General features: G+C 64.0%; 25 protein-coding genes. 12 read left to right on the forward strand and 13 right to left on the reverse strand.

The window, feature by feature from the left end:
- Positions 1–9: 9 nt before the first annotated feature.
- Positions 10–921, reverse strand: a complete 912-nt coding sequence (locus AC07YR_RS01435) for a hypothetical protein (protein WP_494732845.1) — start codon at positions 919–921, stop codon at positions 10–12.
- A gap of 58 nt (positions 922–979) precedes the next feature.
- Here AC07YR_RS01435 and AC07YR_RS01440 point away from each other — a divergent pair, with 58 nt between their 5' ends.
- The gene (locus AC07YR_RS01440) at positions 980–1,408 is read left to right on the forward strand and encodes a nuclear transport factor 2 family protein (protein WP_494732846.1); all 429 of its coding nucleotides are present in this window, start codon (positions 980–982) and stop codon (positions 1,406–1,408) included.
- A gap of 20 nt (positions 1,409–1,428) precedes the next feature.
- On the opposite strand, the gene AC07YR_RS01445 is transcribed toward AC07YR_RS01440, so the two are convergent.
- Genes AC07YR_RS01445 through AC07YR_RS01455 form a run of 3 tightly spaced genes read right to left on the reverse strand, consistent with a single transcriptional unit; the run spans position 1,429 to position 4,512 of the window.
- Positions 1,429–2,583, reverse strand: coding sequence for an FAD-dependent oxidoreductase (locus tag AC07YR_RS01445; protein WP_494732847.1), 1,155 nt, complete (start codon positions 2,581–2,583; stop codon positions 1,429–1,431).
- Positions 2,576–3,286, reverse strand: a complete 711-nt coding sequence (locus AC07YR_RS01450; RefSeq protein ID WP_055806601.1) for a class I SAM-dependent methyltransferase — start codon at positions 3,284–3,286, stop codon at positions 2,576–2,578. The genes AC07YR_RS01445 and AC07YR_RS01450 overlap by 8 nt, the downstream gene beginning before the upstream one ends.
- A 14-nt stretch (positions 3,287–3,300) precedes the next feature.
- Positions 3,301–4,512 (reverse strand): type III polyketide synthase, encoded by a 1,212-nt coding sequence (locus AC07YR_RS01455; RefSeq protein WP_494732848.1) that lies wholly within the window; start codon positions 4,510–4,512, stop codon positions 3,301–3,303.
- Between the two features lie 148 nt (positions 4,513–4,660).
- Here AC07YR_RS01455 and AC07YR_RS01460 point away from each other — a divergent pair, with 148 nt between their 5' ends.
- The 3 genes from AC07YR_RS01460 to AC07YR_RS01470 all read left to right on the forward strand — a co-directional run bounded on the left by AC07YR_RS01460 (position 4,661) and on the right by AC07YR_RS01470 (position 8,395).
- A complete protein-coding gene (locus tag AC07YR_RS01460; RefSeq protein ID WP_436057711.1) occupies positions 4,661–7,051 on the forward strand; it encodes an ATP-binding cassette domain-containing protein in 2,391 nt (796 codons plus the stop codon).
- A 305-nt stretch (positions 7,052–7,356) separates the two neighbouring features.
- Positions 7,357–7,767: a site-specific integrase gene (locus AC07YR_RS01465; protein WP_436057712.1), complete on the forward strand. Its 411-nt coding sequence runs from the start codon at positions 7,357–7,359 to the stop codon at positions 7,765–7,767.
- 40 nt (positions 7,768–7,807) lie between these two features.
- Positions 7,808–8,395, forward strand: coding sequence for a hypothetical protein (locus AC07YR_RS01470; RefSeq protein ID WP_436057713.1), 588 nt, complete (start codon positions 7,808–7,810; stop codon positions 8,393–8,395).
- Between the two features lie 121 nt (positions 8,396–8,516).
- Here the strand turns inward: AC07YR_RS01470 and AC07YR_RS01475 are convergent, their stop codons facing one another.
- The 3 genes from AC07YR_RS01475 to AC07YR_RS01485 all read right to left on the reverse strand — a co-directional run bounded on the left by AC07YR_RS01475 (position 8,517) and on the right by AC07YR_RS01485 (position 9,796).
- Positions 8,517–8,855, reverse strand: a complete 339-nt coding sequence (locus tag AC07YR_RS01475; RefSeq protein WP_436057714.1) for a hypothetical protein — start codon at positions 8,853–8,855, stop codon at positions 8,517–8,519.
- A gap of 44 nt (positions 8,856–8,899) precedes the next feature.
- Positions 8,900–9,196, reverse strand: coding sequence for an antibiotic biosynthesis monooxygenase family protein (locus AC07YR_RS01480; RefSeq protein ID WP_494732849.1), 297 nt, complete (start codon positions 9,194–9,196; stop codon positions 8,900–8,902).
- Between the two features lie 123 nt (positions 9,197–9,319).
- Positions 9,320–9,796 (reverse strand): VOC family protein, encoded by a 477-nt coding sequence (locus tag AC07YR_RS01485; RefSeq protein WP_494732850.1) that lies wholly within the window; start codon positions 9,794–9,796, stop codon positions 9,320–9,322.
- Positions 9,797–9,932: 136 nt separating this feature from the next.
- On the opposite strand from AC07YR_RS01485, the gene AC07YR_RS01490 reads away from it, so the two are divergent.
- The gene (locus AC07YR_RS01490) at positions 9,933–10,565 is read left to right on the forward strand and encodes a LysE family translocator (RefSeq protein WP_494732851.1); all 633 of its coding nucleotides are present in this window, start codon (positions 9,933–9,935) and stop codon (positions 10,563–10,565) included.
- 21 nt (positions 10,566–10,586) lie between these two features.
- Here AC07YR_RS01490 and AC07YR_RS01495 read toward each other — a convergent pair whose 3' ends face one another.
- Entirely contained in the window at positions 10,587–10,955 is a 369-nt protein-coding gene (locus tag AC07YR_RS01495) for a VOC family protein (RefSeq protein WP_436057716.1), read from the reverse strand.
- A gap of 132 nt (positions 10,956–11,087) precedes the next feature.
- Here AC07YR_RS01495 and AC07YR_RS01500 point away from each other — a divergent pair, with 132 nt between their 5' ends.
- Together AC07YR_RS01500 and AC07YR_RS01505 are read left to right on the forward strand one after the other, a co-directional pair.
- The gene (locus AC07YR_RS01500) at positions 11,088–11,507 is read left to right on the forward strand and encodes a DUF3054 domain-containing protein (protein ID WP_436057717.1); all 420 of its coding nucleotides are present in this window, start codon (positions 11,088–11,090) and stop codon (positions 11,505–11,507) included.
- A gap of 82 nt (positions 11,508–11,589) precedes the next feature.
- A complete protein-coding gene (locus AC07YR_RS01505) occupies positions 11,590–11,871 on the forward strand; it encodes an Lrp/AsnC family transcriptional regulator (protein WP_055803137.1) in 282 nt (93 codons plus the stop codon).
- A 13-nt stretch (positions 11,872–11,884) separates the two neighbouring features.
- Here AC07YR_RS01505 and trpD read toward each other — a convergent pair whose 3' ends face one another.
- Positions 11,885–12,943: an anthranilate phosphoribosyltransferase gene (trpD, locus tag AC07YR_RS01510; RefSeq protein ID WP_436057718.1), complete on the reverse strand. Its 1,059-nt coding sequence runs from the start codon at positions 12,941–12,943 to the stop codon at positions 11,885–11,887.
- A gap of 148 nt (positions 12,944–13,091) precedes the next feature.
- Between trpD and ctaE the strand changes: the two genes are divergently transcribed.
- The 4 genes from ctaE to qcrB all read left to right on the forward strand — a co-directional run bounded on the left by ctaE (position 13,092) and on the right by qcrB (position 17,429).
- Positions 13,092–13,730 (forward strand): aa3-type cytochrome oxidase subunit III, encoded by a 639-nt coding sequence (gene ctaE / locus AC07YR_RS01515; protein ID WP_436057719.1) that lies wholly within the window; start codon positions 13,092–13,094, stop codon positions 13,728–13,730.
- 86 nt (positions 13,731–13,816) lie between these two features.
- Positions 13,817–14,605, forward strand: coding sequence for a cytochrome bc1 complex diheme cytochrome c subunit (qcrC, locus tag AC07YR_RS01520; RefSeq protein ID WP_028269177.1), 789 nt, complete (start codon positions 13,817–13,819; stop codon positions 14,603–14,605).
- Between the two features lie 99 nt (positions 14,606–14,704).
- On the forward strand, positions 14,705–15,775 hold the full coding sequence (gene qcrA, locus AC07YR_RS01525; protein ID WP_028269176.1) for a cytochrome bc1 complex Rieske iron-sulfur subunit: 1,071 nt from the start codon (positions 14,705–14,707) through the stop codon (positions 15,773–15,775).
- The gene (gene qcrB / locus AC07YR_RS01530; RefSeq protein ID WP_055803140.1) at positions 15,753–17,429 is read left to right on the forward strand and encodes a cytochrome bc1 complex cytochrome b subunit; all 1,677 of its coding nucleotides are present in this window, start codon (positions 15,753–15,755) and stop codon (positions 17,427–17,429) included. The genes qcrA and qcrB overlap by 23 nt, the downstream gene beginning before the upstream one ends.
- Before the next feature lie 89 nt (positions 17,430–17,518).
- Here qcrB and AC07YR_RS01535 read toward each other — a convergent pair whose 3' ends face one another.
- Complete coding sequence (locus AC07YR_RS01535; protein ID WP_347894505.1) at positions 17,519–18,313, reverse strand: GntR family transcriptional regulator; 795 nt, start codon at positions 18,311–18,313, stop codon at positions 17,519–17,521.
- 124 nt (positions 18,314–18,437) lie between these two features.
- Here AC07YR_RS01535 and AC07YR_RS01540 point away from each other — a divergent pair, with 124 nt between their 5' ends.
- Positions 18,438–18,767 carry an HPr family phosphocarrier protein gene (locus AC07YR_RS01540; RefSeq protein ID WP_436057721.1) on the forward strand — a complete coding sequence of 110 codons (330 nt, stop codon included), beginning with the start codon at positions 18,438–18,440 and terminating at the stop codon, positions 18,765–18,767.
- Between the two features lie 133 nt (positions 18,768–18,900).
- On the opposite strand, the gene AC07YR_RS01545 is transcribed toward AC07YR_RS01540, so the two are convergent.
- The 3 genes from AC07YR_RS01545 to ctaC are packed head-to-tail and all read right to left on the reverse strand — an operon-like array spanning position 18,901 to position 21,909.
- Positions 18,901–19,302 carry a cytochrome c oxidase subunit 4 gene (locus AC07YR_RS01545; RefSeq protein ID WP_055803147.1) on the reverse strand — a complete coding sequence of 134 codons (402 nt, stop codon included), beginning with the start codon at positions 19,300–19,302 and terminating at the stop codon, positions 18,901–18,903.
- Positions 19,299–21,026 (reverse strand): aa3-type cytochrome oxidase subunit I, encoded by a 1,728-nt coding sequence (gene ctaD / locus AC07YR_RS01550; protein WP_028269171.1) that lies wholly within the window; start codon positions 21,024–21,026, stop codon positions 19,299–19,301. The genes AC07YR_RS01545 and ctaD overlap by 4 nt, the downstream gene beginning before the upstream one ends.
- A 10-nt stretch (positions 21,027–21,036) precedes the next feature.
- A complete protein-coding gene (gene ctaC, locus AC07YR_RS01555) occupies positions 21,037–21,909 on the reverse strand; it encodes an aa3-type cytochrome oxidase subunit II (protein WP_494732852.1) in 873 nt (290 codons plus the stop codon).
- Between the last annotated feature and the right edge of the window lie 12 nt (positions 21,910–21,921).

Below are 21,921 nucleotides of genomic sequence, written 5' to 3' on the forward strand. Positions count from 1 at the left end.
GGGAAAAGCCTAGTGCGCCGTGCAGGCCGCCGTGACGAACGCGTGGATCCGGCCCGTCAGGGCGGCACCGGCAGGAACCTTGAACACGCCGCGCCGTCCACCGACATCGAGGCGCAGGGGCAGCAGGGTTCCCACCTTGTCTTCAGCGACGGCATGCGGATCGCAGCGGGCGGGGCGGAACCGGAGTCGGAACTCGCCGGGGCTCCCGCCGGCAGCAACCATGACTCCGCGCGGCCACGGACTGTTCGGGGCTTCGGCGAGAAGGGTGGTGCCCTCGACGCTTTCGATGGTCAGGGTGCGCGGTGTCCCGGCTTCGGCCGCGCGGGGCGTCACTTGAAGGCGTACGACGGCGGTCCGGCCGTCCGCCGCAACCTCCAGTTCCGGGGCGAGATCCATCCGGGCGATGCGCCCGGCTTCCTGCGCAAGGCAGAGTTCAGCGCGGTTACGTGGCAGGACTCCGAAGGGGTCCGCTGCCGGCAAATGCACGTCGCTGGATGTAGAGCCCTGGCGGAAGGACACCTTGACCTCCGCCGGTGCCGCGCCGGCCGAGGTATCTGCGTCGGCATCCGCCCCAGGGCTGCCGCAGGCTGGCGCCGGCAGCATGGCCGGCAGGCTTTTTGTCTGGCCCGGTGGCACTTCGGTGCCCTCCGGCATTGCCCGCCAGGATGTGCCCGCCGGGAACAGGGAACTGGACACCTCAGCACTGAAGACCGTTAGCGGCACGGACGACGTGTTGCTGAGCTGGATCTCGATGATCTGCCTGCCGTAGTTGTCCCTGAACTGGTTGAGTTCCGCCGTCAACGGTGCGGCCACCTCCGCCTCCGTGCTGCAGCCCTGCAGCGCCGGAACTGCCACCGCAGCAGCGAGTACGACGGCGGCTGTTGCTGACCACCGTCGCTTCCCTTGCGCTGCGCCGTCCATGCCAGCAGTCTAAAGGCCCGTTGAATCCGGGCGCCTGGCCATGGGCTACCCTCGTTCCATGACCGAACAGACTCCGCTCAACTGTGTCCTAGGATTCGTCCGCGCCATTGAGGCCGGCGGCGCCGCTGAAGTGGACAGCTTCCTGGCCGAGGACTTCACGCTGGCAGAAGCGCCGCACCTGCTCGCGCCGGAAGGGTCCACTCGCAGCCGTGCGCAGGTGCTGGCGGGGGCGGATCAGAGCCGCCAGGTGGTGTCCGGACAGCGTTTCGACGTCCGGCGGACCACATGCGAAGGAGGCCGCGTGGTCCTGGAAGCGGACTGGTCGGCCACGCTGCTGATGGACCTGCGCTACTGGGACGCCGGCGAAACAATCCGGGCCCGCACCACATCGGTCTTCGAGGTCCGCGACGGAAGAATCACCAGTCAGGACAGTTACGACTGCTACTTCGGCAGTGATTCAGAGGCGGACCCGGCAGGTGCGGAGTAGTCCGCTGCAGCGGTGAATCCCTAGTGCATGGTGAACCGGGCGGCCACGCGTGAATTGACCGCCGGCACGCCCGCCGCACATCCGATCAGCCGGTTCCTGACTGTCCACCACGGATGCGCCAACGGCCTGCCCAGCACCATGTTGATTTCCGCCTGCCGGGCAGCCTTAGCGGCCGCCCGCAGCCTGTGACCTTCAAACGACCGGAGATCCCGCTCCAGCCCGGTCCGCGCCAGCCGGCGGAGGATGACCGGCACCAGTTCAGCAGCATCCAGCCAGCCCAGGTTCATGCCCTGGCCGCCTATAGGGCTGATTTCGTGGGCGGCGTCACCGATGACCGTGATCCTCCCGTGGACCATGCGCTCCACCAGCCGGGTACGGGCGCCGAAGCTGCTCAGCATCGAACTGGTGCCGGCGTCGACCGCGATCCCGGTCCGCTCCTGCACGATCCGCGCCAGGCTGCCGGGAGTCGGCGCACCCGGAATAGCGCCAGCAGCGACCAGGGCGCCCGGCAATCTGGCCACCCAACGCCGCACTCCGCCCGGCAGCGGAAAGGACTCCACGATGCCGGCGGTTTCCAGGAAAAGGGCTGCGTCCGGGCCGAACGCCGTGTTGTCGGCGAAGTCTCCCATCAGGTACCTGTCGCGATACACCTTCAGCCGGGCGGGGGCGTCCAGCAGCTGGCGGACAGTGGAGCGCACCCCGTCCGCGGCCACTGCCAGGGACGCATGAATCCTGGATTCCCCGCCGGCGGTGAGGACGTCCACCGCAACTGACGTCCCGTCGTCGTGAATTCCCGTTACGGTTGCGCCGCGGAGAAGCGCGCCGCGGTCCAGCTCCCGGACGCGCCGTTCCAGGGCGGCTTCCGTTCGCGCCTGCGGAACGGACAACACGAACGGGTAGCGCCGGGACACGGAGTCGAAGGACATTCCCGCCACTTCCACGCCGCCCCCGATGGCAACTCCGCGGCGGATCCGGACGCCCTCCGCTACCAGGCCGGACGCTACGCCGATGCAGTCGAGGGCTTCCAGCGACGGGGGATGGATGCCGATGGCGCGGGAGTGGGCGTTGGGCACCGCGCGCTGTTCCAGGATCCGGACCGACACGCCGTGCTGCAGCAGGAGGGCCGCCAGGAACATCCCCACCGGCCCGCCGCCCACCACGACGACGTCAATCACCGCGATTGGTCCGGTCCAGAGTGAGCAGGTTGCGGAAGGGGAAACGGGGCGCAACGGCCCAGCCCGGGGGAGCGGCAGCCTGGAGTTCCGCCGCCGTGTAGCTGCGGCGGATGGACGTCAGCCCGTCGTCCCTGATGAAGGATCCGGGAAACGGCCACGAAACGGCGTAGAACAGCGCGTACGCGGCGGGGCTGCGGCGGATGTCGTTGTGGAGGACGTGGCCGCGGGATAGCAGCGCCGATTCGGCAAGGAACTGCGGTAGTTCAACTGTGTCCAGGTGGTGCAGGACGTGATTGGACAGGACGACGTCGTAGCGCTGTCCCTCGGCTACCAGGCCGGCAGTTGACGCCTGCCGGAACGTCACGCCGTCGACGCGCCTGCGGCGCAGGGCGAACTCGAAGGCCCGGCGGTCCGGATCAATGGCCGTGATCTCCACCCTCCGCCGGTCCCTGGCCGCCCACGCCGCCAACATTACGGGCACGTCCCCGCCGCCGCAGCCGATGTCCAGCAACGTCGTCACTTCTGTGGCTGAGAGAACGGGCCGGAGATGGGTCCGGTAGATTCCGCGCCACCCGGCAATGGCCCTGTTCACCACGGAAAACTGCGCGTACGTGCGGTCCAGCCGCGCCGGATCACAGCCGGGACGGTCCATTTCCTCAAGGGCGTGGACGTCCCGCTCGCGCAGCCATCCCGAGCCAGCCATCAAACGGGCTGCCATCAGAGGAGCGACGGCTCTGTCCGTGCTGCAGCAGGCAGTACTGAGGACTCCCCGGCTGCCTCGGGTGAAGATCCTGCGAGCGGTGCACGCACCTTGGTGAACATCGCCGTTTCCACCGTGAGCCCCGGCCCGAACGCCATCGAACAGATGCGTTCGTCGCCGTCCTGCGGCGGGAGTCCGGCGATGTGCTTGAGGACAAAAAGCACCGTGGCGCTGCTCATGTTGCCGAATTTGCGGAGGGTTTCCCGGGCAGGAACCAGCTGCTCGTCCGTGAGCTCAAGCCGGGACTGCACCTTGTCCAGGATGCTCCGCCCGCCGGGGTGGATGGCCCAGTGGGTGATGTCCCGGTAGGGGAGTCCCCGCAGGGATTCGTCGCGCGCAAGCAGCGGCTCCAGTGCGCCGATGATGTGGTCGTCAATGATGTGGGGGACGTAGTTGCCCAGCACCATCTCGAAGCCTTCGTCGCCGATGTTCCATGCCATGGATTCCTCGCCGACCGGAGTGAGCACAGTCTCGAAGTGGTCCAGCCGCAACAGGGGGTTCCCGTTGGGGATGTCCCGCGCCGAGACGACCGCGGCAGCGGCGCCGTCCGCAAACAGGGCCGAGCCCATGATGGTGTCGGGGTCGTTGGAGGTGCGGACGTGGAGCGAACAGAGCTCGGCACAGACCACCAGGACCACGGCGTCGGGGTCCGCCTCGCAGAAGGATTTGGCGGCACGCAGGGCCGGAAAAGCCGCGTAACAGCCCATGAAGCCAAGGTGGTAGCGCTGCACAGCCGGGTTCATGCCCAGTGCGCGGACGATTTTGTAGTCAGGACCCGGGTTGAAGAAGCCGGTGCACGAGACCGTGACCAGATGGGTGATATCAGCTGACTCGACGCCGGGACAGGCATCAAGCGCGGCTTTGGCAGCCTCCACGAAGAGTTTGGTGGCTTCGCGGCCGAAGATGTCGTTCCTGACCTTCGTACTGGGACTCAGTACCAGGCCGGTATCGGGGTCAAAAAATTGTGGATCGTCGGCACGGCTCTCTTTGGTCAGCTCCGTGACGGCAGTATGGCGGGTGTCGATGGCGGCGGAATCAAAACAGGTGTTCACGAGCCGCGACCCCAGCCTGGTCAGCCCCGGCTGGGCAGCAAACACATCACGGGCCTCGGACTGAATGAGTACGGTGGGCGGGACAGCAGTTTCCAGGGACCTCAGGTAGACCGTCATGGTTCATTCTCAGTGAGCTTTCGCCTTAAGACAATGGTGGCTACCATACGGTAGGAAGCCCGGCGGACCCCTTGAGGCTGGTTAGATTGAGCCAGGTGACCGCCCGGCGAATGCCACGAGGCGGCCCCGATGAGCAGATGGAGAGACGATGACCATGGCCACCACGTCGGACCCGCAGTCGTCCGCGCTGCATGTAGCCGACACTCACGACCTGATCCGTGTGCAGGGTGCGCGGGAGAACAACCTCAAGGACATCAGCCTGGAGCTCCCTAAGCGGCGCCTGACGGTGTTTACGGGCGTCTCCGGATCGGGCAAGAGTTCACTGGTCTTCGCGACAATCGCCGCCGAGTCGCAGCGGATGATCAACGAAACCTACAGCGCGTTCGTGCAGGGCTTTATGCCCAACCTGGCGCGGCCCGACGTCGACTTCCTCGAGGGCCTGACCACGGCCATCATCGTGGACCAGGAGCGGATGGGTGCCAACCCGCGCTCCACGGTCGGCACCGCCACCGACGCCAACGCCATGCTGCGGATCCTCTTCAGCCGCCTGGGCAGCCCGTACGTGGGCCCGCCAACGGCATACTCATTCAACGTGCCCACCCGCAAGGCCAGCGGCGTCATGTCCACCGACCGGGGCGGCCGCGTCGAGAAGAGCGTTGTCAGCCAGGCTGTTTACCTGGGCGGCATGTGCCCGCGCTGCGAGGGCATGGGCAATGTCAGCGACATCGACCTCACCGCCTTGTACGACGACAGCAAGACACTCAGCGACGGCGCCCTCATGGTTCCCGGCTACTCGATGGACGGCTGGTACGGCCGGCTGTTCGAGGGAGTCGGCCTGCCAATGGACAAGCCGATCGCCAAGTTCACCAAGAAGCAGCTCGACACGATGCTGTACGCCGAGCCCACCAAGATCAAGGTGGAGGGCATCAACCTCACCTACGAAGGCATCATCCCCAAGATGCAGAAGTCGATGCTCTCCAAGGACCCCGAGGCGATGCAGCCGCACGTGCGCCGGTTCGTCGAGCGGGCCGTGACGTTCCAGACCTGCCCCGACTGTGAAGGCACGCGGCTGACCAAGAACGTCCTGACCTCGAAGATCCAGGGCAAGAACATCGCCGAGCTCTGCGAGATGCAGATCACCGACCTTGCCGACTGGGTCCGTGACCTCAACGAGCCCTCAGTGGCGCCGTTGCTCAAAGGACTGCAGCACCTGCTCGACTCCTTCGCCGAAATAGGCCTCGGCTACCTCTCGCTTAACCGGCCGGCCGGGACGCTGTCCGGGGGAGAGGCACAGCGGACCAAGATGATCCGCCACCTGGGCTCGTCGCTCACCGACGTCACCTATGTCTTCGACGAGCCGACGATCGGCCTGCATCCGCATGACATCGAGCGCATGAACCGGCTCCTGCTCCAGTTGCGCGACAAGGGCAACACGGTGCTGGTGGTCGAGCACAAGCCGGAGACGATCGCCATAGCAGACCACGTCGTCGACCTGGGACCGGGTGCAGGTACGGCCGGCGGAACGCTTTGTTTCGAGGGAACCGTCGAGGGGCTGCGGGGGAGCGATACCACCACCGGGCGCCACCTCGACGACCGGGCGGTCCTGAAGGACGCTCTTCGTACGTCAGCCAGCAAACTGGAGATCCGCGGCGCATCGACGCATAACCTCCAGGACGTGGACGTCGATGTCCCGCTCGGCGTGCTCTGCGTCGTCACGGGGGTAGCGGGCTCCGGGAAGAGCTCGCTGATCCACGGCTCTGTTGCCGGCCGCGACGGCGTGGTGGTCATCGACCAGGCAGCCATCAAGGGCTCGCGCCGCAGCAACCCTGCTACGTACACAGGCCTCCTCGAGCCGATCCGCAAGGCGTTTGCCAAGGCCAACGGCGTCAAGCCGGCGCTCTTCAGCTCCAATTCCGAAGGCGCCTGTCCCGCCTGTAACGGTGCCGGTGTCATCTTCACCGAACTTGGCGTTATGGCCACGGTCGAGTCGCCCTGCGAGGACTGCGAAGGCCGGCGGTTCCAGGCATCGGTCCTGGAATACACGCTGGGCGGCCGGAACATCGCGGAGGTGCTTGAGATGCCGGTGACCGAGGCGACGGTTTTCTTCGATTCAGACGACGCGAAGGTTCCGGCTGCCCATAAGATCCTCGCGCGGCTTTCCGACGTCGGGCTCGGCTACCTCAGCCTGGGCCAGCCGCTCACCACGCTGTCCGGCGGTGAGCGCCAGCGGCTGAAGCTGGCCGCCCAGATGGCCGAGCAGGGCGACGTGTACGTCCTCGACGAGCCGACCACCGGCCTCCACCTTGCCGATGTCCGGCAGTTGCTGGGTTTGCTGGACAGGCTTGTCGACTCCGGCAAATCTGTCATCGTGATCGAACACCATCAGGCCGTCATGGCTCACGCTGACTGGATCATCGACATCGGCCCGGGCGCCGGGCACGACGGCGGCAGGATCGTTTTCGAAGGAACCCCGGCAGAACTCGTTGCAGGACGCTCGACGCTGACCGGCGAGCACCTCGCGGCTTACGTCGGCGGCTGAACGTCCGAGCTTCATGGTGAACGGAACGCGGTTTAAGCACGGCACGATCAGCCGTAACCACGACACGGAAAACGGGCGGAAAACAGGCCCCCTCTCGCCTGGTCGGACTTCTCCCCTCTAACGCCGATAATCTACATTATGTAAAGTAGTACTCTGCGTATCTCATCAGGTGAATCATTCAGGCCCTCTCCCGCGGAATTCCGCGCCACGCGTTCGAGGCGCCTTTCGCGGCGGCGTTCAGGGGTTTTCTCCGACTCCAATCGATGTTCCCGGCCATGACTGGGTGGGCCGGGCTTGTGCGCCGAATGAAAGAAAAGACGCCTCTGACCTGCGCGGTCAACATCAACGACACCACCGGCACGATCACGATCTCCCTCGGCACGCATCCAGTGCCTGTCCCGCCGCCTTTCGCGGAACTCCTCAGCGAGCACGTCCGGAACCGCCCCAACCTCCGAACAGCATCAGGTGCAGAAAGCCACTGGCTCTTCCCCGGAACCAGGGCAGGCAAGCACCTCCACCCGAACACGATCATGCTCAGGCTCCGTGGCCTCGGAATTGAACTCCTCGGATCACGGAACACGGCACGGGACGAGCACCTCTCCGTCACCCCGCCACCACTGGTCGCCAAAGCACTCGGCTACAGCTACCAGGTCGCATTCCTCCACGCAGATGCCGCAGGAGAAGCTTGGACGCGTTATGCCAGTGAGCGCACGTGAATAGGGCGCCATTACGCGAGCTCGTGCGAGACTTCCAAGCATGGTAACTGCCGCCTTCTACTTTGGGACCCTTGAGGACCAAGCGACGCTACTCGACTACTTGGGAGAACCGGACAAAGTCACTTTGCATCCGTGGCCAGTTGTTCGAAATCCCCTGGATGCCCTCAGCCGTGAGGCCGCCCTCGCCACCCCGCAGGTGATGGTAGTCAATCGGGACCTCGGCCCACCGGTGCCGATCCGCCAGGGTGACGGCGTGATGGATCAGCCGACGAAAGCCGGCGTCTTCAACAGGCTCAATTGGGACCGGTTACACCCTGCCCACGACGAAGCTCTGGTGGACCCGAATGCCTCCCCAGTGCTTCTCTGGGTCCCCGCCGAAATCGGCAGTGAAGTCATAGGCGTCAGCCAGCTCGGATCGCAGGCCGACGCAATGGCAGCAATATCGACGGATTATGAACGCTGGGTCAACCGGACGACCGGCTGGATACGACGCAAGGGAACGAAAGTCTGGGGCCTTGAGCAAGGCACGGTTCGGCCAGATCTCAATATTCAGCTCGGCTTCATCAACAGTGTCTACGCACTTCCCGGAGCTCTTCGAGCACTCGAGCAAGGCGCGGCCGGACGCTAACGAATCGCAGCTACACCCAATAATGAGCGCCTGTTCCGAGGCGAATACGCACCAACTCGATACGCAGGGGTGCCAGTAGTTCGGAATTTGGGCATCCCCCGCGGGATCAGGATCTGCGGGATCAGGATGTGCGTTCGTCGACTATCCGGTCTATTTCCTCGTCGTCAGGGCACGGTTGATCATCGATGGGACATGGCCCCGGTCCGAGCGCCCGCCCAAAGACTTCCATGCACATCGAGCACAGGATCTGCGGATCACGGGCGATCGTCATCTCCGGTTCCTCATAGCCGCACATTGCCCGCCGCCAGTCCAGATCCCGGCAACAGACAATGTGGACCACTTCGTCAGGGTCCTCGCTCCAGCCGTACTTGACCTTCCATGCCGGAGCGCGGCGCGTTTCCGTCGCACCGCCCTCGCCTGGCGTCGAAGGTTTTGCAGCATCGCCCTTCGTTTCCGTCATCGCGGTCCCCCTCCGTTGACGTTGAGCAGGATTCCCTCCCGCTCTCAACCGATGCTCGCGGCCTCATCCAGGGTGTGCGGTTCAAAGTGTTCCAGCAACCCTCGCATGGCGTCATATCCTTGTGTGAAGACGTCCGAGGCGCGCCACACTTCAACCTGTTCGAGCGACTCCCACGGGCCCGTGCTGATAAACCTGTTGGGAACATCGCGGTCGTGCATCAGGATGGCTTTTGCCCCGGGGAAATCCTCTTGTGTCTTTCTGGCGAGGTCCCGCCAGGCCTGCACAAAATCATTCTCCCTGCCGGGCTTCACCAGCCAGATTCCGAGCGTGTAAACAGACATCGCGAATGCCTCCATTCAGGTGCCGGGGTAAGTATTCCCGATTATCGTCCGGCAGTCCCTGGCCGGGTAGGGCCGGATGGCATGTGGTCCACTCCCCTGTCCCGGGCCCGGGGCCGGGTTCGTTCAGGCCCCGTCGTAAGCGGCCTGAAGTTCGGCGATCTCAAGCTTCCGCATACCCAGCATCGCCTGCATGGCCCGCTGCGCACCGTCAGGATCAGGGCCTCCCAACAGTTGCCCCAGGACGGACGGCACCACCTGCCACGACACTCCGAATCTGTCCTTGAGCCAGCCGCACTGGCTTTCGGTGCCACCTGCGGTCAGCGCCGACCAGTAGCGGTCCACTTCTTCCTGCGAGGAGCAGTCGATCACGAAGGAAACAGCTTCGTTGAACGTGAACGCCGGGCCCCCGTTGAGCGCAAGGAACTTCCGGCCCTCGATTTCGAACTCCGCCGTCATCGCCTGGCCGGCGGGGCCGGGTCCACCCTCGCCGTAACGCGCCACGTTGAGGATTTTGGAGCCGTCGAAGACCGAGACGTAAAAGTCGGCGGCTTCCTCGGCCTGGGTATCAAACCACAGGCAGGTGGTGATCTTTTGGGTCACAGTGTTCCCTCATCTCGCAGGCAGCGCCGGAACGGATTCCCGACGGCGACGCTTCAGTCGCGTTGCGAGCCTAGCCGGGCCCGGTTGCCGGCACAATGGCCCGCCCGAGCCGGACCGCCCCCCGTTATCATCGAGTATGTCCGTCGCCGACGCCCTCCTCCAGTTCGCCCTCGTCGCTGCCCTGCTGACCATAATTCCCGGGCTGGACACCGTCCTGGTGCTTCGCACGGCAATCAGCAACGGCCGCGCTCCTGCTTTTGCAACGGCTGCGGGAATCTGCACCGGCACCGTTGCCTGGGGTGTGGCTGCCGCCCTCGGTGCGTCCGTATTGCTGGCTGCCTCGGAGGCCGCCTTCACGATGCTGAAGGTGGCCGGTGCCTGCTACATGGCATGGCTGGGCGTCTCGATGTTCATCAGGACTTTCAGGAGCAGCCCGGCGTTGCCGGCGGCATCGCCGCAGGGCGGACCGGGCGCCAGGAGCGCCTGGCTGACGGGCGTCACCACCAGCCTGCTGAATCCGAAAGTGGGTGTCTTCTACATGGCCATGATCCCGCAGTTCCTGCCCCAGGATGTGCCGCCCCTGCTCATGGGCATACTGCTCCCCCTCGTCCATAACGTTGAGGGCATGCTCTGGTTCGCCGGCATCATTGTTGCCACGCAGTATGCCCGGCGCTGGCTGCAGTCCCCTGGGGCGGGCAAAGCCACCGACCGCATCGCCGGCGTCGTACTTGTCGCTTTTGCGGCGAAAATCGCGGCCAGCAAAGCCTGATACTTCCACCGGAACTAGCCACTAGTGCGGCAGCTGGCTGACCAGTCCAACGGTGTTGCCCTCGCTGTCGCGGATGAAGGCCATCCACTCGTCGGTCCCTGCGGGGCCCAGACGGTCGTCTGTGTGGCTGAAGATCACACCGGGTTCAGCGACGATCTCCACTCCCCTGCTCCGGAGCCGGGCCACCGAGTCCCTGACGTCGGCGACCGCCAGGTACACCAGGGCCGACGGCGCTCCGGACTCGAGCAGTAGCCGGACGCCGTCAAGGTCAAAAAACAGCAAACCGGGCGGGTCGAACACGGCACGGGGCTCCGCACCGAGCAGCGCGGCATAAAATTCCGCAGCCCGCTGGAGGTCGCTGGCATGTTGCGCGATCTGGACAAGTCTCATGCTGCCGTCCGGGATTAGCTGGCGGGTGACGCAATAAGGCGGCGGGGAATGGGTCCCCGGTCACAGTGTACGGCCGCCCCGGGCGCTCACGTCAGGTCGTAGCAGCGGGAAACCGGAACTACTGTTGGAGATATGCCTTCCAGTACTGATCCAGCCCCCGTCCGCGTCACCACCGCCAGGAATGCGGTGCTGCTTGCCGCCCTTGCCGACGCTGCCCTGATCCTGACGTTCGCAGCCATCGGCCGGGACGCCCACCATCGCGGGGATGTGATCACCGGGGTTCTCCTGACCGCCTGGCCGTTCCTGGCCGGAGCGGCCATAGCGTGGCTTGGGCTGCGGGTGTGGCGGGCGCCGTTGCGCGTATGGCCCGCGGGCGTCGCCGTCTGGCTTGGGGCCGTGGCCCTGGGGATGGGGCTGCGGGCAGTGACCGGACAAACGGTGGTCCTGCCGTTTGTCATCGTCGCACTGTTGAGCCTGGGCACTTTCCTCCTGGGGTACCGACTCATTGCGGCCGCCGCCGGCAGGCTGAAACGGCGCCGGCTGCTCCGCTGATCCACCCCCTCATGTACTAGGCTGGCAGCACACAGCAACGCCTGCCGTGCCCGCAGGGGCGCACCTATCCGAAAGGTCAAGAGTGATCACCGCATTCGTCCTGATCAAGACAGACGCCTCCCGCATTCCGGAGACGGCAGAGGAAATTTCGGCGATTCCGGGCATTAGCGAGGTCTACTCCGTAACCGGGGAATGGGACCTGATCGCCGTCGCGCGGGTGGCGAAGCATGAGGAACTGGCCGACGTCATTGCGGACAAGCTGTCGAAGGTTCCCGCGGTGGTGCACACCACAACGCACATCGCCTTCCGTGCCTACTCCCAGCACGACCTGGACGCTGCCTTCGCGCTGGGCTTCGAACAGTAAGCCCGTCGCCTCCCTAGCCCTGGGTAAGGGCGACCCACTTTTCCAGTACGGCTGCTGCGGCACCTGAGTCAATCGACTCTTCCGCGCGCTTCAGTGCAGCCGCCATCCGGTCGGCTAGGGGACCGTCGGCATCGACGTCGAACGCCACCAGGCCTGCCGCGGCATTCAGCAGAACAGCATCACGTGCCGGACCTGCTTCCCCTCGCAATACATCACGGACGACGGCGGCATTTGCCGTGGCGTCGCCGCCCCGGAGCTCCTCCACCGTTGCGGGACGGATACCCAGAACCTGCGGATCAAACGTTTGCTCGATGACTTCGCCGTGCCGGATCTCCCAGACGGTGGACGGTCCCGTAGTAGTCATCTCATCCAGACCGTCGCTTCCCCGGAAGACCAGGCCGCGGCTGCCGCGCTTGGCCAGCACGCCGGCAACCAGCGGGGCCATCCGGGCGTTGGCGACGCCAACCGCGGAGGCCTGGACCCGCGCCGGGTTGGTCAGCGGGCCCAAAAAGTTGAACGCCGTGGGGATGGCGAGTTCGCGGCGGGGTACCGCAGTGTGCCTGAAAGACGGATGGAACACCTGGGCGAAGCAGAAGGTGATGCCGGCTTCTTCGGCGTTGCGGGCCACGCGATCAATCGGCAGGTCCAACCGGACGCCGAGCGCCTCCAGCACGTCCGCTGAACCCGACGACGACGACGACGCACGGTTGCCGTGCTTCACCACCTTTGCACCGGCTCCCGCGCAGACGAGGGCTGCCATGGTGGAGATGTTCACTGTGTTCAGCTGGTCACCGCCGGTGCCCACGATGTCGAGTTTCTCGCCGCCGATGTCGATGGGGTTTGCATGGTCCAGCATGGCCTCGACCAGGCCGGCAATCTCATCCACCGTCTCGCCCTTGGCCCGCAGGGCCACCAGGAATCCGGCGATCTGCGCCGGACTGGCTTCGCCGGACATGATGGTGTCCATTGCCCATTCCGTGTTCTCGGCCGTCAGGTCCGTGCCGTTGATCAGTGCCGAAATGAGCCGGGGCCAGGTGTTGCCGGCCGCCTGTGCAGATGCCTGTGAAGTCACCTCCTGATGCTATCGAGGCAGCTGCCCTGATGACCAATATGAACCGGTCCGGGAACTTTTCCGCGCGAATTCGCGTCTTTGTAGAAAAAGTCCGGGCAAAAGGCGGTTTGCGTTGGGCAGGAGGAACTTTTACAGACATAATGTCTATGTGACATCTGCGACCCATGCCCCCAGTACCCCGGCGCACCCGACGCTGAACCGCCCGAATATGGTTTCCGTAGGAACCGTTGTCTGGCTGTCCAGTGAGTTGATGTTCTTCGCCGGTCTCTTTGCCATGTACTTCACACTCCGTTCGACGTCCGGACTGATGTGGGCTGAAGAGACAGCCAAGCTCAACTTCCCCTTTGCGCTCGTAAACACGATCGTCCTCGTGGCAAGTTCTTTCACTTGCCAGATGGGCGTCTTCGCCGCTGAGCGGCTCCAGCCGCGCCGCGCCGGCGGCCCCCTTGCATTCACGCGTTGGGGGATGAACGAATGGTTCACCCTGACGTTCATCATGGGTGCCTTCTTCGTTGCCGGCCAGGCGACCGAATACGCCATGCTCGTCTCGGAGCATGTGTCGCTCTCGTCGAATGCATACGGCTCGGCCTTCTACATGACTACCGGCTTCCACGGCCTGCACGTCATCGGCGGCCTCATCGCCTTCCTCTTTATCATCGGCCGTTCGTTCGCCGCCAAGAAGTTTGGTCACTTCGAAGCCACCTCCGCGATCGTCACCTCGTACTACTGGCACTTTGTCGACGTCGTGTGGATCGGCCTCTTCCTGGTCATCTACGTCCTCAGGTAGCCCGACTTGACTCTTTTTCTACAAGAGGCAGAATTTCAAGAAGCGGCTCCCGGAGCCGACGCACGATCGAATAAAGGAACCACCACGTGAAGGCACTCTCGCAGAAGCGACGTCACCCACTGGCAGCCATAGCGCTGCTGCTGATGGGCCTCCTCCTCACTGGTGGGCTGTACGCCGTTGCCACCACCGTCAACGAGGCCAAGGCTTCCACCACCAGCTTCAGTGCGAACGACACTGAAGAAGGCGGAAAGCTCTTCGCCGCAAACTGCGCCACGTGCCACGGCATGGGTGCGAGCGGAACCAAGGACGGACCCTCACTTGTGGGCGTCGGTGCTGCCGCCGTTGACTTCCAGGTAGGCACCGGGCGCATGCCCATGCAGATGAACGGCCCGCAGGCTTACAAGAAGCCGGCACAGTTCAACGACGAACAGACCCACCAGCTGTCCGCTTACGTCGCTTCGCTCGGGCCTGGCCCGTCCATCCCCGAAGAGGGCCTCCTCGATGCCCAGGGCAATGCTGCAGAAGGTGGCGAGCTCTTCCGGGTGAACTGCGCGATGTGCCACAACGCAGCGGCCGCCGGCGGCGCGCTCACCCGGGGCAAGTTCGCTCCCGCCCTCGCAGATGTATCCGAAAAGCACATCTACGAAGCCATGGTTACCGGACCGCAGAACATGCCGGTCTTCAATGACGCAAACGTCACCCCTGAAGGCAAGCGCGACATCATTACCTTCCTGAAGCAGATCGAAGCCAACGGTTCACCCGGCGGAGCCGATCTCGGCGCCCTGGGCCCGGTTTCCGAAGGTCTGTTTGTCTGGATCGCCGGTCTGGGCGTCATCATTGCCTTCACCATCTGGCTGACCTCCCGGACGTCCTAGCAGCGTCCGCAACTGTAAGAACTCCTGCTGACGAGTCAGCAGTATGGAATTGAAAACTAACCCGGCACCTGCCGGGACGAGAGAAGGATGAGGCGAATTATGGGCAACCATAGTGACGGCAGTCCGAACCACTCGGGCACCGTAGCTACGGCTGGTCAGAATGAGGTGGAGAAGTTCCAGGATCCTGGAATTCCCCCGCATCGTTTGCGCCTGGCTGACACGGACCCGAAGGCCGCAAAGCGTGCAGAACGGCAGGTTGCCGTCCTCTTCGGCAGCTCGGTCGTGGGCACCGTGATCTTCCTGGTGGCGTACTTCGCCATCGATCTTGGACCCGACTCCACGATCGCCACCATCCGGCTGCAGAACGCCCTGCTGGGCATTGGCACCGCCTTTGCCATGCTCGGCATCGGCACCGGCATTGTCCACTGGGCCAAGGCCCTTATGCCGGACCATGAAGTTTCCGAAGAGCGCCATGCCATCCGCACCGAGGACGACCGCCAGGCGGCAGTCCGCATTGTTGATGACATCGTCGAAGAAACCGGCATCAAACGCCGGCCGCTGATCCGCAACACGCTCCTCGGCGCCGTGGCGCTGGCTCCGCTGCCCGCACTGGCCATCTTCGGTGACCTTGGTCCCCGCCCTGACGACAAGCTTGCACACACCATGTGGGCCCCGCAGGAGGGCAAGCTCAAGCGCCTCACCCGTGACCCGGACGGCACGCCCATCAAGGCCTCTGACGTCACCATCGGCTCGGCTTTCCACGTGATCCCGGAAGGCCTGAACGAGCTGCACGAAGGCAAGCTGAACGAAAAGGCCAAGGCCGTCGTCCTGCTTATGCGCCTGAACCCCGAGTCCCTCAAGCCTTCCGCGGGCCGCGAGGACTGGAGCTACAACGGCATCGTTGCCTACTCGAAGATCTGCACCCATGTTGGTTGCCCTGTTGCTCTTTACGAGCAGCAGACCCACCACCTGCTGTGCCCGTGCCACCAGTCAACCTTCGACCTGACCCAGGAATGCAAGGTTATCTTTGGCCCGGCAAGCCGGCCTCTCCCCCAGCTGCCCATCGCAGTTGACGCCGAGGGCTACCTGGTCGCTACGAGCGACTTCAAAGAACCCGTAGGACCGAGTTACTGGGAGCGTGATGAGCATGAGCGCAACATCAACAGCTAATGCCCCCGCCTTCGTCGCCAAAACCAAAGGCGGCCGCATTACCGACTTCGTTGACCAGCGCGTTGGCGGTTCGGGTATTCTCCGTGAGTTCGGCCGCAAGGTCTTTCCGGACCACTGGTCGTTCATGTTTGGCGAAGTTGCCCTGTACTCCTTCGTCATCCTGCTGCTCTCCGGCACATTCCTGACGTTCTTCTTCGATCCATCCATGGCGGAGACGCACTACGACGGTTCATACACACCGCTGAAGAACGTCGAAATGTCGGTTGCCTACAGCTCTTCGCTGGATATCTCTTTTGACGTCCGCGGCGGTCTGTTCATGCGCCAGGTGCACCACTGGGCAGCGCTGCTGTTCGTGGCCTCAGTATCCGTACACATGCTGCGCGTCTTTTTCACGGGCGCGTTCCGCAAGCCCCGCGAACTGAACTGGGTGGTGGGCGGCGTCCTGCTCATCCTCTCCATGGCAGCGGGCTTCACCGGCTACTCACTCCCCGATGACCTCCTCTCCGGTAACGGCCTGCGAATCATCGACGGCGTCATCAAGTCGATCCCCGTCATCGGCACCTACATCTCGTTCTTCCTCTTTGGCGGCGAGTTCCCCGGGACCGTCATCATCAGCCGTCTCTACATGCTGCACATCCTCCTGGTTCCGGCCCTGATCCTGCTGATGATCGTGATCCACCTGTTCATGGTGGTTGTTCACAAGCACACCCAGTACCCGGGCCCGGGCCGCAACGACGGCAACGTCGTCGGCTACCCCCTCGGCCCCGTTTACGCGGCCAAGGCCGGCGGCTTCTTCTTCATCGTGTTCGGTGTCGTCGCGCTCATGGCGGCGTTCTTCACCATCAACCCGATCTGGAACTACGGCCCGTACGACCCCTCACCGGTTTCCGCAGGCACACAGCCTGACTGGTACATCGGTTGGGTTGACGGCGCCCTGCGCCTCATGCCGGGTGTGATCGGAGACTTCCACTTCGAGTACGTCATCTTCGGCCAGGTCCTGACCTTGAACGTACTTCTCCCGGCGCTGGTTCCCGCCGGCCTGGTCTTCACCGTACTGTTCATGTACCCGTGGATTGAACGCTGGATCACCAAGGACGACCGCGAGCACCACGTCCTGGACCGCCCGCGCAACGCTCCCACCCGCACCGCCATCGGCATGGCCGGCTTCACGTTCTACTGCGTGATGTGGGCCGCGGCCAGCTCCGACCTCATCGCCACGCACTTCCACGTGGCCCTGAACGATGTCACGTACTGGCTGCGGGCGCTGTTCTTCATCGGCCCGGTCATCGCCTTCATCGTGACCAAGCGGGTGGCACTGGCCCTTCAGCGCAAGGACCGTGAAATCGCCCTGCACGGCCGCGAAACCGGCCGTATCGTGCGCCTGCCGCACGGTGAGTTCATCGAGGTCCACGCACCGCTGGACGACTACAAGCGCTACAAGCTGGTTGGCTTCGAATCTCCGGTACCGCTGCCCGCAGTTCCGAACGAACACGGTGTGGTTACCCGCAAGGAAAAGCGCCGTGCAGCGCTCTCCCGCTTCTTCTTCGAAGACAGGGTTGCTCCGGCTTCGCCGGCTGAACTCGAGGCGGCCCATGGCCACCACGGTCAGCACGAAGTCGAATCGGCCGAAGCACAGAAGACTCTGAGCCACTAGGTCGAGATTGCAGTACAAAGAGGCCCGGTCCGCAAGGACCGGGCCTCTTTCTGTGTTCCGCGGCTCTGTGTTCCGCGGCTCTGCGTTCCCTAGGGGTTCCGGTAGCCTGAGGCGTAGTTGCGCGTGGGCCGCACACCCGGTCGCTGTAGCGGCACCCACAGCTTGTAACGGTCTGCCCGGTAGTACGACACGGAGTAGTCCACCATCGACCGGGCAACAAAGGCGTGCCGCTGTATCTTGAGCAGCGGGGACCCGACCTCGACATTGAGCAGCCTTGCCGTGGACGGTGATGCTGCGGTGGCCTCGATCATGTCCTCCCCCCACTCCATGACCAGCCCGAACCGTTCGCTCAGGACGTTGTACAGCGATGTCGGAGGTTCACCGTCAAGCAGCCCCGGCACCCGATGCGCGGGAATGAAGTTCTCATCCACGCTCATGGGTTCGTTGTCGGCCAGCAGGAGGCGCCTGAACCGCACCAGGGGTGTCCCCTCGTCCAGCTGGAGCTCGCGGGCCAGGAAGGCACTTGCGCTGATCTGTTCGAAGCTCAGCACTTTCGCTGCGGGCACCATGCCGCGGCGCTGCATTTCCTCACTGTAGGACGTGAGCTTGACCTGCAGATCGAGCTTCGGCTTCCGGACGAACGTCCCGAGGCCCACGACGCGTTCAATGACTTCCTCACCGACCAGCGCGTCAATGGCCTGGCGAACGGTCATCCGGGCCAGGCCGAATCGTTCGGCAAGGTCACGTTCCGAAGGCAGCGAGGAACCGGGCGGGCACGATGCCGCGATGTGCGCCCTGAGGAGCTCCCGCAGCTGGACGTAGATGGGCGTCCCGCTGGTGCGGTCGATCTCCCCCACCATCCTGCTTGCATCAGAGGCCGGCATGGCAACGTTTCACATCAACATTCATGCTTTAAGGGTAGAGCACCCGGCGGGCAGGTCTAGACCACCGCCTCGACGGTTTCGGTGACCCAGTCCGCCGCCGCTACGCTTGTTCAGGAATGCAGTCATGACGGACGAAGCCCGTCGGAACAAAGGAGTCCTGTTGCCAGTGCGCAAGGCGATCGTTCAATCACCAATAGGCCTGCACGCGCGGCCGGCCGCCGTCTTTGTCCGGGCCGTCACCGATTCCGGTCTGCCGGTCCGGATCGGAAAAGAGGGCATCGCGCCCGTCGACGCGCGGTCCCTGCTCGAGGTAATGACGGCCGATTTCCACTGCGGCTGTGAAGTGGAACTGTCGATTGACCCCGATGCGCTCCCCGCCCGCTACAGCGTTGAATCAGCGGAGGCGGCACTGGAAGGCCTGATGCTGCTGCTGGAGGCTGACGCGGCCGCCTAAAGGCTCTGCAGGACCCCTCGGTCGGCGGCCTCTGGACGGCCGCCCTTGGACGACCGCTCGGGCAAGACGACAAAACGACGGCGGCCCCACCAAGTGGTGGGGCCGCCGTCGTTGTCAGTTCAGCCTGTATTTGCTAGTGGGCGTGGTCGCCGCGGCTGTATTCGTAGACCCAGCCAACGAGGGCGACGACTGCCAGTCCGCCGGCGATGAACGTGACCCAGAAACCGATCGCCAGGCCGAGGAAACCGCCCGCGCAGGAGAGGCCCAGGACCAGCGGCCACCAGCTCCAGGGGCTGAAGTGGCCCTGCTCGCCGGCGCCTTCGTGGATCTCGGCGTCGTTACGGTCTTCGGGACGCATTCCCACGCGCTTGCCGGTGAATCCAAGGTAGGCACCGATCATGCCGGCCAGGCCGCCAACAAGCAGTACGCCAAGGATGCCGACCCATTCGGTCCAGTTGGTCAGGAATCCGTACACCACGGAGACCGGCACGAAGAAGAAGACTCCGGCTCCAAAAATCCATGATTCGATCTTCACTTGGCGGTGTCCTTCTGATCTGCGTTGCCAAGCACGGCTGCTGCCGGTGCCGGTGACTCAACGGTGTGCGACTGTGCGAGCTCCGGGTGGTGGAGGTCCAAGGCAGGACGCTCCGAGCGGATGCGGGGCAGCGAGGTGAAGTTGTGCCGCGGCGGCGGGCACGAGGTGGCCCACTCGAGCGAAGCACCGAAGCCCCAGGGGTCGTCCACCTCTACCCGTTCGTTGCTGCGCCAGGTGATGTAAACGTTCCAGAAGAACGGGATCAGCGAAGCGCCCAGCACGAACGAGGAAATGGTGGAGAACTGGTTCATCCAGGTGAAGTTGTCCTGCGGCATGTAGTCCGCGTAGCGGCGCGGCATGCCTTCAACGCCCAGCCAGTGCTGGATCAGGAAGGTTCCGTGGAAGCCGAGGAACAGGAGCCAGAAGTGGATCTTGCCAAGGCGCTCGTTGAGCATCTTGCCGGTCCATTTCGGCCACCAGAAGTAGAAGCCGGCGAACATTGCGAACACCACGGTGCCGAACACCACGTAGTGGAAGTGCGCCACCACGAAGTAGGAATCCGAGACGTGGAAGTCAAGCGGCGGTGAAGCCAGGATGATGCCCGTCAGGCCACCGAAGAGGAAGGTTGCCAGGAAGCCGATGCTCCAGAGCATGGGGGTTTCGAAGGTGATGGACCCCCGCCACATCGTGCCGATCCAGTTGAAGAATTTCACGCCGGTAGGCACTGCGATCAGCATGGTCATGAACGAGAAGAACGGCAGGAGCACCGAGCCGGTCACATACATGTGGTGGGCCCACACGGTGACGGACAGCGCCGCGATGGCGATTGTTGCGTATACGAGGCCCTTGTAGCCGAAGATCGGCTTGCGGCTGAAGACCGGAAAGATCTCGGAGACGATGCCGAAGAACGGCAGCGCAATGATGTACACCTCGGGGTGGCCGAAGAACCAGAACAGGTGCTGCCACAGGACCGCACCGCCGTTCTCGGGGTCGAAGATGTGTGCACCGAAGCGGCGGTCGGCACCAAGTGCGAACAGGGCAGCGGCCAGCGGCGGGAACGCCATCAGGACCAGGATGGCCGTCACCAGGGTGTTCCAGGTGAAGATCGGCATGCGCCACATGGTCATGCCGGGGGCACGCATGCAGATGATGGTGGTGATGAAGTTGACCGCACCGAGGATGGTGCCGAAGCCGGAGAGCGCGAGGCCGAAGACCCAGAGGTCACCGCCGACGCCGGGGCTGAAGGTCGTGTTGGAGAGCGGCGCGTACGCGAACCAGCCGAACGACGCGGCACCCTGCGGGGTGATGAAGCCGGAGACGGCGATCGTGGAGCCGAAGAGGAAGAACCAGAAGGCCAGTGCGTTCAGTCGCGGGAAGGCGACGTCGGGTGCACCGATCTGGAGCGGCATGATCACGTTGGCGAAGCCCGCGAACAGCGGAGTCGCAAACATCAGCAGCATGACGGTGCCGTGCATGGTGAACAGCTGGTTGTACTGCTCCTTGGTCTGCAGGATCTGCATGCCGGGCTCGAACAGCTCGGCACGGATCAGCAGGGCCATGACGCCGCCGAAGCAGAAGAACACGAAGGACGCGATCAGGTACATGTACCCGATGGTCTTGTGGTCGGTCGAAGTGATCCAGTTGACGACGATGCGTCCCTTGGACTTCGGTACAACGGGCGCCCCAAGGCTCCCGACAGGTGCGGATTGAGTGTAAGTAGCCACGTCGCTCCCCTTACTTAATTTCGTTCAGGTTCGGGTTGCGGTCGTACTCTTCGCCGAGCAGGCCGGTGTTGCCGTCCTGGCGCAGCTGGTCCATGTGGGCCTGGAACTCCGATTCGGAGACAACCTTCACGCGGAACAGCATTTCGGAGTGGTATTCGCCGCAGAGTTCGGCACACTTGCCGTCATAGGTGCCCTCTTTGGTGGGGGTGAACCTGATGTAGTTGGTCTTGCCGGGGATCATGTCACGCTTCTGCAGGAAGGCGGGAACCCAGAAAGAGTGGATAACATCGCGGGAGTTCAGCTCCAGGTCAACAGACTTGTTGACGGGGAGGTACAGGGTGGGCAGCTTTTCCTTGTCCACTTCAGCGCCGGTCAGGTGCGCCTGCACGCCGGCTTCGTGCACGTCTTCGGTGACGACGTCGCCCTGCTTGTAGTTGAAGTCCCAGGCCCACTGCTTGCCGCGGACGTCCACAACGACGTCGGCCGGCTTGGAGCGGTCATCGATCGCCTGCTGGTCGCGGTCGGTGAAGTAGAAGAACACCAGCACCATGAAGAGCGGGATGGTCAGGTAAAAGACCTCAAGGGGAAGGTTGAAGCTGGTCTGGCGCGGGAACCCGAGGGTGCCCTTGCGGCGACGGTAGGCGACGATGCACCAGACCATGAGTCCCCAGGTAATGATGCCCACGACCAACGCGGCAATCCATGAGTTGACCCAGAGGTCCATGATGCGGTCAGTGTGATTGGTGGTGCCACGCTCGGTGGGCAACCAGCCTCTCTGTACCTCTGGTGAACATCCAGTCAATGCCAACGCGCCGGCTAGTGCCAAGCCAGTGATCGTAGTGATCTGTTTGCGTCGGCTGCCGGTTCGGTTCTGCGAACTCACAGACGGCCCTTC

The sequence above is a fragment of the Arthrobacter sp. GW460-12-1-14-TSB2 genome (genome assembly GCF_059423525.1).

Excerpts from the sequence above, each read along its gene's own strand:
- AC07YR_RS01435 (WP_494732845.1), bottom strand. The coding sequence starts at position 921 with ATGGACGGCGCAGCGCAAGGGAAGCGACGGTGGTCAGCAACAGCCGCC.
- AC07YR_RS01440 (WP_494732846.1), top strand. The coding sequence starts at position 980 with ATGACCGAACAGACTCCGCTCAACTGTGTCCTAGGATTCGTCCGCGCC.
- AC07YR_RS01450 (WP_055806601.1), bottom strand. The coding sequence starts at position 3,286 with ATGGCTGGCTCGGGATGGCTGCGCGAGCGGGACGTCCACGCCCTTGAG.
- AC07YR_RS01455 (WP_494732848.1), bottom strand. The coding sequence starts at position 4,512 with ATGACGGTCTACCTGAGGTCCCTGGAAACTGCTGTCCCGCCCACCGTA.
- AC07YR_RS01460 (WP_436057711.1), top strand. The coding sequence starts at position 4,661 with ATGACCATGGCCACCACGTCGGACCCGCAGTCGTCCGCGCTGCATGTA.
- AC07YR_RS01465 (WP_436057712.1), top strand. The coding sequence starts at position 7,357 with ATGAAAGAAAAGACGCCTCTGACCTGCGCGGTCAACATCAACGACACC.
- AC07YR_RS01470 (WP_436057713.1), top strand. The coding sequence starts at position 7,808 with ATGGTAACTGCCGCCTTCTACTTTGGGACCCTTGAGGACCAAGCGACG.
- AC07YR_RS01475 (WP_436057714.1), bottom strand. The coding sequence starts at position 8,855 with ATGACGGAAACGAAGGGCGATGCTGCAAAACCTTCGACGCCAGGCGAG.
- AC07YR_RS01480 (WP_494732849.1), bottom strand. The coding sequence starts at position 9,196 with ATGTCTGTTTACACGCTCGGAATCTGGCTGGTGAAGCCCGGCAGGGAG.
- AC07YR_RS01490 (WP_494732851.1), top strand. The coding sequence starts at position 9,933 with ATGTCCGTCGCCGACGCCCTCCTCCAGTTCGCCCTCGTCGCTGCCCTG.
- AC07YR_RS01495 (WP_436057716.1), bottom strand. The coding sequence starts at position 10,955 with ATGAGACTTGTCCAGATCGCGCAACATGCCAGCGACCTCCAGCGGGCT.
- AC07YR_RS01500 (WP_436057717.1), top strand. The coding sequence starts at position 11,088 with ATGCCTTCCAGTACTGATCCAGCCCCCGTCCGCGTCACCACCGCCAGG.
- qcrA (WP_028269176.1), top strand. The coding sequence starts at position 14,705 with ATGGGCAACCATAGTGACGGCAGTCCGAACCACTCGGGCACCGTAGCT.
- qcrB (WP_055803140.1), top strand. The coding sequence starts at position 15,753 with ATGAGCGCAACATCAACAGCTAATGCCCCCGCCTTCGTCGCCAAAACC.
- AC07YR_RS01535 (WP_347894505.1), bottom strand. The coding sequence starts at position 18,313 with ATGCCGGCCTCTGATGCAAGCAGGATGGTGGGGGAGATCGACCGCACC.
- AC07YR_RS01540 (WP_436057721.1), top strand. The coding sequence starts at position 18,438 with ATGACGGACGAAGCCCGTCGGAACAAAGGAGTCCTGTTGCCAGTGCGC.